Source organism: Streptomyces daghestanicus (genome assembly GCF_020521275.1).
GTDB lineage: Bacteria > Actinomycetota > Actinomycetes > Streptomycetales > Streptomycetaceae > Streptomyces > Streptomyces griseoviridis.
In genome coordinates, this window is record NZ_BNDX01000002.1 from 1,141,802 (window position 1) to 1,154,868 (window position 13,067).

General features: G+C 72.3%; 12 protein-coding genes. 7 read left to right on the forward strand and 5 right to left on the reverse strand.

Features of this window, described 5'->3' with window-relative positions; genetic code table 11:
• Positions 1 to 168: 168 nt before the first annotated feature.
• Positions 169 to 2,277, forward strand: coding sequence for an ATP-binding protein (locus Sdagh_RS04965; RefSeq protein WP_190077817.1), 2,109 nt, complete (start codon positions 169 to 171; stop codon positions 2,275 to 2,277).
• A gap of 38 nt (positions 2,278 to 2,315) precedes the next feature.
• On the opposite strand, the gene Sdagh_RS04970 is transcribed toward Sdagh_RS04965, so the two are convergent.
• Both Sdagh_RS04970 and Sdagh_RS04975 read right to left on the reverse strand, forming a co-directional pair.
• Positions 2,316 to 2,831, reverse strand: a complete 516-nt coding sequence (locus Sdagh_RS04970) for a hypothetical protein (RefSeq protein WP_189422078.1) — start codon at positions 2,829 to 2,831, stop codon at positions 2,316 to 2,318.
• Complete coding sequence (locus tag Sdagh_RS04975; protein WP_190011070.1) at positions 2,828 to 4,051, reverse strand: hypothetical protein; 1,224 nt, start codon at positions 4,049 to 4,051, stop codon at positions 2,828 to 2,830. Before Sdagh_RS04975 ends, Sdagh_RS04970 begins: the two co-directional genes overlap by 4 nt.
• Positions 4,052 to 4,280: 229 nt before the next feature.
• On the opposite strand from Sdagh_RS04975, the gene Sdagh_RS04980 reads away from it, so the two are divergent.
• The 5 genes from Sdagh_RS04980 to Sdagh_RS05000 are packed head-to-tail and all read left to right on the forward strand — an operon-like array spanning position 4,281 to position 9,007.
• On the forward strand, positions 4,281 to 4,454 hold the full coding sequence (locus tag Sdagh_RS04980; RefSeq protein ID WP_190011071.1) for a hypothetical protein: 174 nt from the start codon (positions 4,281 to 4,283) through the stop codon (positions 4,452 to 4,454).
• Positions 4,451 to 4,540, forward strand: coding sequence for a K(+)-transporting ATPase subunit F (gene kdpF / locus Sdagh_RS04985; RefSeq protein WP_189422075.1), 90 nt, complete (start codon positions 4,451 to 4,453; stop codon positions 4,538 to 4,540). Before Sdagh_RS04980 ends, kdpF begins: the two co-directional genes overlap by 4 nt.
• A gap of 8 nt (positions 4,541 to 4,548) precedes the next feature.
• Positions 4,549 to 6,213, forward strand: coding sequence for a potassium-transporting ATPase subunit KdpA (gene kdpA / locus Sdagh_RS04990; RefSeq protein WP_190077818.1), 1,665 nt, complete (start codon positions 4,549 to 4,551; stop codon positions 6,211 to 6,213).
• Positions 6,210 to 8,333, forward strand: coding sequence for a potassium-transporting ATPase subunit KdpB (kdpB, locus tag Sdagh_RS04995; protein ID WP_190077819.1), 2,124 nt, complete (start codon positions 6,210 to 6,212; stop codon positions 8,331 to 8,333). The genes kdpA and kdpB overlap by 4 nt, the downstream gene beginning before the upstream one ends.
• Positions 8,334 to 8,338: 5 nt before the next feature.
• On the forward strand, positions 8,339 to 9,007 hold the full coding sequence (locus Sdagh_RS05000; RefSeq protein ID WP_190011074.1) for a potassium-transporting ATPase subunit C: 669 nt from the start codon (positions 8,339 to 8,341) through the stop codon (positions 9,005 to 9,007).
• 20 nt (positions 9,008 to 9,027) lie between these two features.
• Here Sdagh_RS05000 and Sdagh_RS05005 read toward each other — a convergent pair whose 3' ends face one another.
• Genes Sdagh_RS05005 through Sdagh_RS05015 form a run of 3 tightly spaced genes read right to left on the reverse strand, consistent with a single transcriptional unit; the run spans position 9,028 to position 12,066 of the window.
• Positions 9,028 to 10,554 (reverse strand): tripartite tricarboxylate transporter permease, encoded by a 1,527-nt coding sequence (locus Sdagh_RS05005; protein WP_190077820.1) that lies wholly within the window; start codon positions 10,552 to 10,554, stop codon positions 9,028 to 9,030.
• A 1-nt stretch (position 10,555) separates the two neighbouring features.
• Positions 10,556 to 11,086 (reverse strand): tripartite tricarboxylate transporter TctB family protein, encoded by a 531-nt coding sequence (locus Sdagh_RS05010; RefSeq protein WP_189422070.1) that lies wholly within the window; start codon positions 11,084 to 11,086, stop codon positions 10,556 to 10,558.
• On the reverse strand, positions 11,083 to 12,066 hold the full coding sequence (locus Sdagh_RS05015) for a Bug family tripartite tricarboxylate transporter substrate binding protein (protein ID WP_189422069.1): 984 nt from the start codon (positions 12,064 to 12,066) through the stop codon (positions 11,083 to 11,085). Before Sdagh_RS05015 ends, Sdagh_RS05010 begins: the two co-directional genes overlap by 4 nt.
• 250 nt (positions 12,067 to 12,316) lie before the next feature.
• On the opposite strand from Sdagh_RS05015, the gene Sdagh_RS05020 reads away from it, so the two are divergent.
• The gene (locus tag Sdagh_RS05020) at positions 12,317 to 13,066 is read left to right on the forward strand and encodes a response regulator (protein WP_189422068.1); all 750 of its coding nucleotides are present in this window, start codon (positions 12,317 to 12,319) and stop codon (positions 13,064 to 13,066) included.
• Position 13,067 lies beyond the last annotated feature (1 nt).

The following is a 13,067-nucleotide window of genomic DNA, read 5'->3' on the forward strand; positions in this document are numbered from 1 at the left end:
CAGGGCAATGAGCATGACAGGGAGGGGCGGATCGTTTCCAGGTGTGGTCAAGTCCTGGCCAAAACGTTTCTTTTCTGACGTGAATGGTGCCGTTCCGAGTCTTCCGACCAGTGGCTTGGGTAGGACCCCTGCGATCACCCGAACGGGACGGCCGGGGGAGGCGGGGGTATGGCTGCGGCGCCGGAGGACGAGCGGGGCACGAACGTCATCGGCGGATCGGCCCACCTGTACGGTCCCGCCGTCCAGGCGCGCGACGTACACGGTGGCATCCGCATCTACAGTTCCGCACCGGACCGGCTTCCCACACCCCGTCAGCTCCTGCCGGTACCCGCCCACTTCACCGACCGCGCCGAGGAACAGGCGGCCCTCGACCGGATGCTGGGGACCCGGTCCGACGACGGTGCCCCGCAGCCGCTCATCGTCATCAACGGCCCCGCGGGAATGGGCAAGACGACACTGGCGTCCCGATGGCTGCACACCCACGCGCCGGCCTTCCCCGACGGGCAGCTCTACGCGGACCTCCGCGGGCACGTCGAGAACGGTCCGGCGAACCCGGGCGAGATCCTCGGTCAGTTCCTCAGGGCCTTCGGGACTCCCGCGGTCCCCGCGGACCTGGCGGAGCAGGCGTCCCTGTGGCGTTCGGTCACCGCGAACCTGCGGATCGCGGTCATGCTGGACAACGCCTTCAGCGCGGCTCAGATCCGGCCGTTGTTACCGGGTGGCTCCGGTGGCCTCGTCGTCGTCACGAGTCGCAGCAGGCTGAGCGGGCTGGCCATGGACGGCGCACGGTTCCTCCGTCTGCGCCCGCTCGGTTCCGCGGCCGGCCTGGAGCTGTTCATCCGCGGTGCGGGCGAGGACCGCGTCGCGGGTGAGCTGCCCGCGGTCCGGGAGATCGTCTCGCTCTGCGCCGGCCTGCCGCTCGCGGTGTGCCTCGCGTCCGCGAGGCTCGCCGCCCGTCCGGGGCAGCCGGCCGCTTCCCTGGCCGAGGAACTGGCCCCGGACGAGGACCGCCTGACCGTGCTGGAGATCGAGGGAGCGGGAACCGTGCAGAAGGCACTCGACGCGTCGTACGCGGCACTCGGCCCCCGGCCCGCGCTTCTCTACCGGGCCCTGGGCCTGCTGCCCGTGCCCTCCTTCGATGTGCACACCGCCGCCGCGGCGAGCGGCCGGACGCCTGCCTGGGCCGCACGACGGCTCGACGAACTCGTCGAGGCCAACGTGCTCGAAAGCGCCGGCCCGGAGACCTACCGCTTCCACGACCTGGTACGCGTGCACGCCCGCGACCGCGCCACGGCGACGCTGACCGGGACGGAGCGCGAGCGGATCACCCGCCGGGTCACGGACTGGTACCTGTGGACCGCCACCGAGGCCCAACGGCTGATCACACCGATCCAGCTCACTCTGCCCCGCACATACGCCCACCCCGCCCAGTGGTCCGCGCCCTTCGGTGACGACCGGGCCGCCCTGGACTGGCTGGACACCCGGCGCACACATCTGATGGCGGTGCTGCGGCTGGCCGCCGAGCACGGGTGGCATGCCACCGCCTGGCAACTCGTCGACGCGATGTGGCCGCTGTTCCTCCGAATGCGTCACTACGACCTCTGGATCGAGGCGCACCGGACCGGTCTGGATGCGGCACGCCGGGACGGGCACCGCGAGGCCGAACGGCAGATGCTCAACTCCGGTGCCATCGGTCTGAGCGCCGCGGGCCGTACCGAGGAGGCGGCCGACTGGTACACGGCGTCCCTGCGGGCCGCTCGGGAGGCGGGCGACCGGCGCGACGAAGGACAGGCGCTCCTGGGGCTCGGCGGCTGCCGCATGGCCGCGGGACGGTACGCCGAGGCCGTGTCCGACCTGGACCGCGCGGTGGAGACCTGGAGCGAGTGCGGTTACCCGCGCGGCGTGGCTCTCGCGAGGATCCTGCTCGGCGAGGTGGCCCTCGCCGAACACGACCACGGCCGGGCCATCGCCCGCTTCACCCTCGCCCGCGAAGGGCTGCTCGCCGTGTCCGACCCGCACGACGCGGCCCGTGCCCTCGCGTTCCTGGGGCGGGCACACGCCCGTGCCGGGGACCACGTCAAGGGCGCGGCCCAGATGCGGGAGGCCCTCGCGACGTTCACCGCCTCGGGAGCCGCACACTGGCAGGCACGCACCCTGGAGATGCTCGCCGACAGCGCGAGGGAACGCGGTGACACCACCGCGGCCTCGGAGTTCCGTGCCCGGGCCCGTGACCTGTACGAGGTCACGAGCCCGGCGGACGCGCGCCGACTGGGATGAGGACGGCGCGCGAGGGCCCGCGCGCCGGGAGGAGGGCCCTATGCCCCGCGCCACACGCGCAGGTCGTCCAAGGCCCGCACCTCGTGCCCCAGCACCAGCCAGGCGTACAGGCAGGAGGCCAGCAGGGGCTGGTCCGCGGGCACCCGCGGGCCCAGCAGGGCGGCCGGCCGTCCCACGTCGTCCAGCACCGCCCAGCCTCCCCCGGCCAGCGGCGCCGCCGCCAGCCGGCAGCCCGGGAACGCGCCCATGACGCTCGTCAGCCAGCGCACCGCGTCGGGCATCTGCCGGGCGCGGCCGGTGTACAGCACGTCCGAGCAGCTCAGCCAGCCGGGGTCGCGGCAGACCTCGGCGTCGGCCGCGACGTGCTCCTCGCCCCCGGACACACCGGCGGCGTCCGGCCGGCGGGCCCGTGCCGAGAAACCGTAGACGCGCCCGGCCGAAGTGCCCAGCAGGGCCAGGGCGACGACCGTGCCGGGCCGGCGGCGCGGGCGCTCGGCGTGACCCGGCCGCACTGGCGGGGCGGGGCGCAGTTCCACCGTGACGAGGCTCCTCATGCCGGGACACCCGTTCCGGCTCGTGTCCACTCCTCCAGCGCGGGCGGTTCCGGCAGAGGCACCGTCTCCGGTTCGTGGGCCGGCTGGCCCAGCCGCAGCAACCGGTACATCAGCCGGCGCATGTTCCGGTTGAACCGTCCCGGTTCGGAGGTGATGCGTCCGGCGATGCGCGCGTACTCCTCGGGCCGGTACTCCGCTCCGGCGTACTCGAGCTGGGCGACCAGCGGGTGGGCGGGCGAGAGCGCGGGGGCGGTCGTGGCCAGGGTCGCGGCGGGGGAGGACGGGTTGATCTCCCGCTCCGGCGAGCTGGCCAGCAGTATGGGAGCGCCGGTGAGGGTGCCGTACAGCGTGACGGAGCCGTGGTCGCCGATGATGTGGTCCGCCGCGACCAGGACGGCTCGCCAGTCCGCCTCGGGTGCGAGGACCGCGATGCCCAGCCGGGCGCAGCGTGCCAGCCACGCCCTGACCTGCCACGATCCATGCCCCGACCAGACATTGGGATGGACCAGGATCACCGAGCGGAAGCGTCCGGCGGGCAGCTCGGCCATGAGCCGGGGGAGCAGCGTCTCGAACCGGCCGAAGGAGGACTGCGTGCCCCAGGTGGAGACGACGACCACCAGTTCCTCGCCGTCCGAGAGCCCGAGCGCCCGGCGGTAGGCCGCGCGGGCCGGCAGGCTCGCGACGATCCGGTCGTGCGCCGAGTCCCCGACCACCTGGGCGAGCGGCAGCGCCTCGGGGCAGTGCCGTTCCAGGACGGACAGTTCCGCGTGATGGGGGACCGCCACGGCAGCGGGCAATCTGCCGCCGGGGGCGAGGTCCTGCCGGCGCAGACCGGCCACACCCGGGTGCGGCCCGGTGGCGAGACGCTTCAGGTACCCGGCCCCGTGGGGCAGTGTCAGCAGCGGAGCGGAGATCCTCTCCACTCCCCGCGGTCCCGCGGCCAGCGCCAGGTCGAACGTCATCCGGACCGCTTCGTCCCACGGCAGGACCGCTCCGCCCAGCTGCCTCAGGAAGCGCGGCACCTCGTCGCCGAAGACGTGCGGCGGTGCCGTGAACACGACCTGCACCCGGAAGTCGGCCTCCAGCAACGACAGGGTGTCGAGGAGCCGCTTTCCATAGACCAGGGTGTGCACCACGACCAGAACGGTCTTCCGTCCGACCAAGGTCAGCCACTCACGTCCGGTGACCGACGGGTCGCTGCTCAAGTTCAACGCCGACATGGCGTCCCCCGTTGTCCGAACGGGCCCGGCGGGCCCTTCTGCCGTGCTTCCTGCCCCACGGGGCGGACGAAAGGCTTGCGCGGCCCTTGAGGAAACCTTGCGGAGCGCTGTCCCGCCGCGTCGGGTACGGGACCCTCCGGTTCCGGCCCCGCCCGCCCCCACCGCACACCCACCCACCCGCTCCGGCCATCGCACATCAGGGTTCCGTCAAAGGCGTGCGCACCCCCGTATGAGGAGCGTCAAGGAGTGGCCGGAGACGGCCGGTGAGGTTGTTTCCTCGAAACGTCCGTTCCACCGCACCTCACTCCAGGAGCTAGCGATGGCCGATCTGGCCTTCGTCGTCACCACGATCGCGGTCTTCGCGCTGGTGGCCCTCGTCGCCAAGGGGGTGACGAAGCTGTGACCGCCGAGAACGTCGTCGGCCTGGTCGTGGCCGTCGCCCTGCTGGGCTGTCTCGTCCTCGCCCTGATCTTCCCGGAGAGGTTCTGAGACACCCCATGGGACCCGTCACCGCCGGCGTGCTCCAACTGTTCGCCCTCATGGGCGCCCTGGCGCTCGCCTACCTCCCCCTGGGCACCTACCTGGCCCGGGTCTACTCCTCCGACCGGCACTGGCGGGTGGAGAGGTGGATCTACCGTTGCGTCGGGGCCGACCCGGACACCGGGATGCGCTGGCCCGCCTATCTGCGCGGAGTCCTCGCCTTCTCGGCGGCCGGGGTGCTCTTCCTGTACCTGCTCCAGCGGCTCCAGGGCGTCCTGCCGCTCTCGCTCGGGTTCCGGGCCATCGACCCCGACCAGGCGTTCAACACCGCCGCCTCCTTCGTCACCAACACCAACTGGCAGTCGTACTACGGCGAACAGGCCATGGGGCACGTCGTGCAGACCGCCGGTCTGGCCGTGCAGAACTTCGTCTCCGCCGCCGTGGGCATCGCGGTGGCGGTGGCGCTGGTGCGCGGGTTCGCCCGGTCCCGCACCGGTGAGCTGGGCAACTTCTGGTCGGACCTGGTACGCGGCATCACCCGCGTCCTGGTGCCGCTGGCCGTCGTCGCCGCCGTGGTCCTGGTCGCGTGCGGGGTCATCCAGAACCTCTCCGGCATCCACGAGGTCGGCCAGTTCACCGGCGGCTCGCAGCAGTGGAACGGCGGCGCGGTCGCCTCGCAGGAGGCGATCAAGGAGCTGGGCACCAACGGCGGCGGCTACTTCAACGCCAACAGCGCCCACCCCTTCGAGAACCCCACCCCCTTCACCAACCTCTTCGAGATCTTCCTGATCCTGCTGATCCCGGTCGCCCTGACCCGGACCTTCGGCGTCATGGTCGGCTCGGTGCGGCAGGGCTACGCGATCCTCGCCACGATGGCCACCATCTGGCTCGCCTTCACCGCCCTGATGATGTGGACGGAGTTCGCCCACCGGGGCGCGGCGCTGGAACTGGCCGGCGGTGCGATGGAGGGCAAGGAGACCCGCTTCGGCGTCGCCGGCTCGTCGATCTTCGCGGTGGCCACCACCCTCACCTCGACCGGCGCCGTCGACTCCTTCCACTCCTCCTTCACCGGCCTCGGCGGCGGCATCACCATGCTCGGCATGATGTTGGGCGAGATCGCCCCCGGCGGCGTCGGCTCCGGCCTCTACGGCATGCTGATCATGGCCGTCATCGCGGTGTTCATCGCCGGTCTCATGGTCGGCCGCACCCCCGAGTACCTCGGCAAGAAGCTCGGCACCCGCGAGATCAAGCTGGCCGCCTGCTACATCCTGGTCACGCCGACGCTGGTCCTGGTCTTCACCGCGCTCGCCATGGCCCTGCCGACCCCGGCCGGCTCCATGACCAACTCCGGCGCGCACGGCTTCTCCGAGATCCTCTACGCCTACACCTCCGGCGCCAACAACAACGGCTCCGCCTTCGCCGGCCTCGACGCCGACACCCAGTGGTTCAACACCACCATCGGCCTGGCGATGCTGCTCGGCCGCTTCCTGCCCATGGTCTTCGTCCTGGCCCTGGCCGGCTCGCTGGCCGGACAGCGGCCGGTACCGGCCACCGCGGGCACCCTGCGCACCGAGCAGCCGCTCTTCGCCGGCCTGCTGGTGGGCGCCATCCTGATCATCACCGGTCTGACGTACTTCCCGGCCCTGGCGCTGGGGCCGCTCGCCGAGGGGCTGGCGGCATGACGACGCGTACCGAGAACCAAGAGGACTCGATGTCCACAGCCATACCGACCCGGGCACCGCACGACGACGTGCCCACCGGTCACCAGCCGTCCGGGGGACGCGTCGGCGCCGGCCTCTTCGACCCGAAGCAACTGCTGCGGTCGCTGCCGGAGGCATTCCGCAAGCTCGACCCGCGGGCGCAGGTCACGTCGCCCGTGATGTTCGTGGTGTGGATCGGCTCGGTGCTGACCACCGTCTTCGCCTTCACCGACCCCGGCGACTGGTTCGGCTGGACCATCAGCGCCTGGCTCTGGCTGACCGTGCTCTTCGCCAACCTGGCGGAGGCGGTCGCCGAGGGCCGCGGCAAGGCACAGGCCGACACCCTGCGCAAGGCCAAGACCGATACGGTCGCCCGCCGCACCGACGGCAGCGTCGTCCCCGGCACCGAACTCAAGGTCGGCGACCTGGTGGTCTGCGAGGCGGGTGACGTCATCCCCGGCGACGGCGACGTCGTCGAGGGCGTCGCCTCCGTCGACGAGTCGGCGATCACCGGGGAGTCGGCGCCTGTGATCCGCGAGTCCGGCGGTGACCGCAGCGCGGTGACCGGCGGCACGAAGGTGCTCTCCGACCGTATCGTCGTCAAGATCACCACCAGGCCCGGCGAGACCTTCATCGACCGGATGATCAACCTGGTGGAGGGCGCGGCCCGGCAGAAGACCCCCAACGAGGTCGCCCTCAACATCCTGCTGGCCTCGCTGACCATCGTCTTCCTGCTGGTCTGCGCCACCCTGCCGCCGCTCGCCCACTACGCGGGCACCGACCTGACGATGACCGTCCTGGTGGCGCTGCTGGTCTGCCTGATCCCGACCACCATCGGCGCGCTGCTCTCCGCCATCGGCATCGCCGGCATGGACCGCCTCGTCCAGCGCAACGTCCTGGCCATGTCGGGGCGGGCGGTCGAGGCCGCCGGCGACGTCTCCACGCTGCTGCTCGACAAGACCGGCACCATCACACTGGGCAACCGGCAGGCCACCGAGTTCGTGCCGGTGCGCGGCACCGCCGAGGCCGAGGTCGCGGACGCCGCCCAGCTCTCCTCGCTCGCCGACGAGACCCCCGAGGGCCGCAGCGTCGTCGTCCTCGCCAAGGAGACGTACGGGCTGCGCGGGCGGCACCGGGGCGACATCACCGGCGCCGAGTGGATCTCCTTCACCGCGCAGACCCGGATGTCGGGCGTCGACGTGGACGGCCGGAAGATCCGCAAGGGCGCGGCCGGTTCGGTCCTCGCCTGGGTACGGGAACGGGGCGGTGACATCGCACCGGACGCGGACGGCCTGGTGAGCCGCGTCTCCGAGGCCGGCGGCACCCCGCTGCTGGTCGCCGTGGAGGACGCCCGCGGACCCCGCGTCCTCGGCGTCGTCCACCTCAAGGACGTCGTCAAGGAGGGCATGCGGGAGCGGTTCGCGCAACTGCGCCGGATGGGCATCAAGACCGTCATGATCACCGGCGACAACCCGCTGACCGCCAAGGCGATCGCGGACGAGGCCGGCGTCGACGACTTCCTCGCGGAGGCCACCCCCGAGGACAAGATGGCCCTGATCAAACGGGAGCAGGCCGGCGGCAAACTGGTCGCGATGACCGGCGACGGCACCAACGACGCCCCCGCCCTCGCCCAGGCCGACGTCGGCGTGGCGATGAACACGGGCACGTCGGCCGCGAAGGAGGCCGGCAACATGGTCGACCTCGACTCCGACCCGACCAAGCTCATCGAGATCGTCGAGATCGGCAAGCAACTCCTCATCACCCGGGGCGCCTTGACGACGTTCTCCATCGCCAACGACGTCGCCAAGTACTTCGCGATCATCCCCGCGCTGTTCGCCGCCGTCTATCCCGGCCTGGACAAGCTCAACATCATGCGCCTGTCCTCGCCGGACTCCGCGATCCTCGCCGCCGTGATCTTCAACGCGCTGATCATCATCGCCCTGGTCCCGCTCTCCCTGAAGGGCGTGCGCTACCGCCCGGTCAGCGCCGACCGGCTGCTCCGCCGCAACCTCGCCGTCTACGGACTCGGCGGACTGATCGCGCCCTTCATCGGCATCAAGATCATCGACCTGCTGCTCTCCCTCATCCCCGGAATCGGCTGACCGTCATGAACACCTCGGTATCCACCGCCGCCCGGCTGCTCGGCGCCGGCCTGCGCGCCCTGCTCGTCCTCACCCTGATCACCGGCGTCCTCTACCCCCTGGCGGTCACCGGAGTCGCCCAGGCCCTGTTCCCCGGCAAGGCCGACGGCTCACAGGTCGAGGCCGGCGGGCGGGTCGTGGGCTCGTCCCTCATCGGGCAGGCGTACAACCTGCCGCTGAAGAAGGGCCAGGAGACCCCGGAGGCGGACCTCAAGTGGTTCCAGGGGCGTCCGGCGAACGGGCTGGGCACCAACAGCGTCAACACCCGGTACGAGCTGATCCTGTCGGGCGCCACCAACCGCTCCGCCGGCAACGAGGAGCTGTTCGGCTGGGTGAAGGCCGCGAAGGCCGCCGTGGTCAGGGACAACTCCGTCCCGGACCACCCGGTCGACCCGGACGAGGTGCCCGCCGACGCGGTCACCTCCTCCGCCTCCGGACTCGACCCGGACATCTCCCCGCGGTACGCGCGGCTCCAGGCGCACCGCGTCGCCGACCGCAACGGCCTCACCGCCGCCCAGGTGAACCGCCTGGTCGACACACACACCGAGGGCCGCACCCTCGGCTTCATCGGGGAGCCCAGGGTCAACGTCCTCGAACTCAACATCGCGCTGAGGGAACTCGCCGCGAAGGACTGACGTACGACGCCGGGGCGCGGTCACGCGCCCGGAGCGGAGCCGCCGGTGGTCCGGGACCGCCGGCGGTCTCCCCGTCCCACCAGCCGTCCCACCAGCGGCCAGACCAGCAGCAGCACGATCAGCGCGTACACCGTCACCGCGAACGGCGTGTTCACCAGACCGGTGGCGCTGCCGTCGCTGATCTGGAGCGCGCGGCGCAACTGCTGCTCGGCGGCGGGGCCGAGGATGACGCCGATGACGGCGGGCAGCACCGGCAGCCCGTAGCGCCGCATCCCGAAGCCGACCAGGCCGATGACCAGCAGGATCACCAGGTCGATGACCTCCCCGCCGACCGCGTACGCGCCCACCGCGGCGAAGAACATGATCCCCGCGTACAGGTAGGGCCGCGGGATGCGCAGCAGCCGGGCCCAGAGCGGGGCCAGCGGCAGGTTCAGCGCGAGCAGCAGCACCATGCCGACGAAGAGCGAGGCGATCAGGCCCCACACCAGGTCGGGTTCGCGTTCGAAGAGCAGCGGACCGGGCTGGATGCCGTACTGCTGGAACGCGGCCAGCATCACCGCCGCGACCGCCGTCGTCGGCAGCCCCAGCGTCAGCATCGACACCAGCGTCCCCGCCGCCGACGCGGACGCCGCCGACTCCGGCCCCGCGACGCCCTCGATGGCGCCCTTGCCCCACTCGTCCGGATGCTTCGACAGCCGTTTCTCGGTGACGTACGACAGGAACGTCGGGATCTCCGCGCCGCCCGCCGGGATCGCGCCGAACGGGAAGCCGATGAACGGGCCCCGCAGCCACGCCTTCCAGGTGCGCCGCAGGTCCGCGCGGCCGAGCCAGGGCCGGCCCACCGGGATCGGGTCCGCCGCGCCGCGCCGCAGACGGGCCGCCACCCACAGCGCCTCGCCGATCGCGAACAGGCCGACCGCGACGATCACCACGTCCACGCCGTCGGCCAGTTGCAGGAAACCGAAGGTGAGCCGCTGCTGGCCGGTCATCTGGTCCAGGCCCACCAGCCCGATGGTCAGGCCGACGAGGAGGGACGCCAGCCCCCGCACCCGGGACGAGCCGAGCACCGAGGTCACCGCGATGAACGCCAGCACCATGAGGGCGAAGTAGTCCGGCGCGCCGATGTCCACCGCCAGGTCCGCGACCATCGGCGCCAGCGCCACCAGCAGCACCGTGCCGATCAGACCGCCCGCGAAGTGCCCCACCGCGGCGGCCGCCAGCGCCTGCGCGCCCCGGCCCGCCTTGGCCATCGGGTTGCCCTCCATGGCCGCCACCACGGCCGCGCTCTCACCGGGGGTGTTGAGCAGGATCGAGGTGGTGGAACCACCGAACATGGCACCGTAGTAGATGCCCGCGAACATGATGAACGCGGCCACCGGGTCCAGGCCGTACGTCACCGGCAGCAGCAGCGCCACCGCCATCGCCGGACCGATGCCGGGCAGCACGCCGATCGCGGTCCCCAGCAGCACGCCGCAGGCGGCCCACAGCAGGTTGACCGGGGTGAGGGCGGTGCCGAAGCCGTGCAGGAGGGAGTCGAGGGCGTCCATGTCACAGCACTCCCATCAGCGGTCCGCCGGGGAGCGGCACCCCGAGCAGCTTGTCGAAGACGGCATAGGTGACCAGGGACAGCACGGCGGCGATCAGCGGATCACGGTCCGCGCGGCGGCTGCCCAGTGTGAACGCGGCGCCCCAGAACAGCAGCGCGCCGGCCACGGGGAAGCCGAGCGGGCCGATGAGCACGGCCGCGCCGAGGAAGACCCCGGCGAGCAGCAGGACCGTACGCCAGTCGGCGGGCTCGGACAGGTCGACGTCCTCCCCGCCCTCCGCCTCGCCCCGGCCGCCGCGCAGCACGTCCACCGCGAGCAGCGCGGCGATCAGCAGCAGCCCGCCGCCGACGACGAGCGGAACCGTCCGGGGGCCGACCGGGCCGCGCTGGGTGAGGTCGACGTCCATGGTCAGCGCGTCGGTCAGCACCAGCACACCGAGCGCCAGCAGCAGCACGCAGACGCCGAGTTCGGAGTGGTCGCGCAGCCAGGCGCGCCGGCCGGTGGCGGCGCGGTCCGTACGGGGGGTGCTCACAGGCCCAGCTCCTTCAGTACCGACACCACGCGGTCGTCCTCCGCGGCCAGGAAGTCACCGAACTCCTCACCCGTGAGGAAGGCGTCGTCCCAGCCGTTGGTCTCCATCGACTTCCGCCACTCGGGCGAGTCGTGCAACTCCTCCACCAGGCGGGTGAGCTTGGTCCGCTCGGCGTCCGACAGGCCGGGCGGGGCGACGAGGCCGCGCCAGTTGGTGAAGTCCACGTCGAGCCCGGACTCCCGCAGCGTGGGCGCGTCCAGCCCCTCCACCCGCTCGGGCCCGGTGACCGCCAGCAGACGCAGCTCGCCCGACCTGATCTGGTCGAGGTACTCACCCACGCCGGAGACCCCGAAGGCCACCTTGCCGCCGAGGATCGAGGCGAGCAGCTCGCCGCCGCCGTCGAACGGGACGTAGTTGACCGCCTTCGGGGCGATCCCCGCGGCCCGCGCCATCAGCATCGGCGCCAGATGGTCGGGACCGCCCGGTGACGAACCGCCGCCCACCGGCAGTTTGCCCGGGCGCTCCTTCCAGGCGGCGGTCAGCTCCCCGATCGTCCGGTACGGGGAGTCCCTGGCGACCACCACCACGTCCTGTTCCTCGGTGAGACGGGCGATCGGCGTGGTGTCGGCGAGCGTCCTGGGGGCGTGGTTGGAGCGGACCGCGCCGACCACGCCCAGTCCCATGGACATCGCGAGCCTGCCGTTGCCGTGCTCGCCCACCAGCCGGCTCAGCCCGACCGTGCCGCCGGCGCCGGGCAGGTTGAACACCTCGATGCCGTGGGTCAGTCCGGCGTCCTCGGCGTCCTTGGCCGCCGTACGGGCCGTGATGTCGTAGCCGCCGCCGGGGGTGTTGGGGACCATGAGGCGCAGGCCCGGGATCTGAGTACCGGTTCCGTCGCCGCCGCCGGTGTCCAGCAGCGGCGGTCCCACCAGCACCAGCACGGCGGCCCCGAGCAGGGCGAGGGGAGTGCGCAGGCGCACGAGTGCCACCACCTGTCGTCGCGTCGATGTGCGCCACATGGTGCCCCGGCACCGCGGAGCTGTCCCGCTTGCGTCACCAACGGACGTTGTGGTCATTGCGGTCACGACCCGGCAACGCCTCTGGCGCCCGCCCGCCCGGTCTGCGAACGTCACGGCGGTGAGATCCTGGCGACCGCCGCGCCGACCGGTGCCCGGTCACCGCCCGCACGACCGTCAGCCACCTCGTCGACGCGGTGGCGGAAGGAGCGACATGACGACGACCGCAGCCGGCCCGGCGCAGCCGATCGACACCCTCGTGGTCGACGACGACTTCATGGTGGCCCGGGTCCACCGGGCCTTCGTCGAGCGGGTCAGCCCGTTCCGGGTGGTCGGCGTCGCCCGCACCGGCGAGCAGGCCGTCGCCGCCGTCGACCGGCTCCGCCCGCACCTGGTCCTGCTCGACCTGTACCTGCCCGACATGTTCGGCCTCGACGTCCTGCCGCGGCTGCGCGCCGCCGGGCACGACTGCGACGTCATGGTCGTCAGCGCGGCCCGCGAGACGGACGCGGTGCGCGACGCCGTACGGCAGGGCGTCGTCGACTACCTGCTCAAGCCCTTCGAGTTCCAGGACCTGAGGACGCGGCTCGAACGGTACGCGGAACGGCGCGGCCGGCTGCTGGGCACGGTGGTACGCGGCCAGGCCGACGTCGACCGGGTCCTGGCCGGCGCGACGGGCCCCGCGCTCCCCGGCCCGGTGCTGCCCAAGGGGATGAGCGCGGAGACCGCCGAGCTGATCGAACGCACCCTGCGCGCCGCCGACGGCTCCCTGTCCGCCAGCGAGTGCGCCGCCCTCACCGGCGTCTCCCGGGTCAGCGCCCGGCGCTACCTGGAGCACTTCCACATCGTCGGCAGCGCCGAGGTGTCCCTGCGGTACGGCGTCGCCGGCCGCCCCGAACGCCGCTACCGGCACCGCGACCGGGCGGTCGGCGGGCTGTCACCGGCCGGCGAGGTGCGGGCCTGAA

What these genes read in the sequence shown, in the direction of transcription:
- Sdagh_RS05020 (WP_189422068.1), top strand. Translation starts at nt 12,317, where the DNA reads ATGACGACGACCGCAGCCGGCCCGGCGCAGCCGATCGACACCCTCGTG.
- Sdagh_RS04975 (WP_190011070.1), bottom strand. Translation starts at nt 4,051, where the DNA reads ATGTCGGCGTTGAACTTGAGCAGCGACCCGTCGGTCACCGGACGTGAG.
- Sdagh_RS04980 (WP_190011071.1), top strand. Translation starts at nt 4,281, where the DNA reads ATGAGGAGCGTCAAGGAGTGGCCGGAGACGGCCGGTGAGGTTGTTTCC.
- Sdagh_RS04970 (WP_189422078.1), bottom strand. Translation starts at nt 2,831, where the DNA reads ATGAGGAGCCTCGTCACGGTGGAACTGCGCCCCGCCCCGCCAGTGCGG.
- kdpA (WP_190077818.1), top strand. Translation starts at nt 4,549, where the DNA reads ATGGGACCCGTCACCGCCGGCGTGCTCCAACTGTTCGCCCTCATGGGC.
- Sdagh_RS05000 (WP_190011074.1), top strand. Translation starts at nt 8,339, where the DNA reads ATGAACACCTCGGTATCCACCGCCGCCCGGCTGCTCGGCGCCGGCCTG.
- Sdagh_RS04965 (WP_190077817.1), top strand. Translation starts at nt 169, where the DNA reads ATGGCTGCGGCGCCGGAGGACGAGCGGGGCACGAACGTCATCGGCGGA.
- Sdagh_RS05005 (WP_190077820.1), bottom strand. Translation starts at nt 10,554, where the DNA reads ATGGACGCCCTCGACTCCCTCCTGCACGGCTTCGGCACCGCCCTCACC.
- kdpB (WP_190077819.1), top strand. Translation starts at nt 6,210, where the DNA reads ATGACGACGCGTACCGAGAACCAAGAGGACTCGATGTCCACAGCCATA.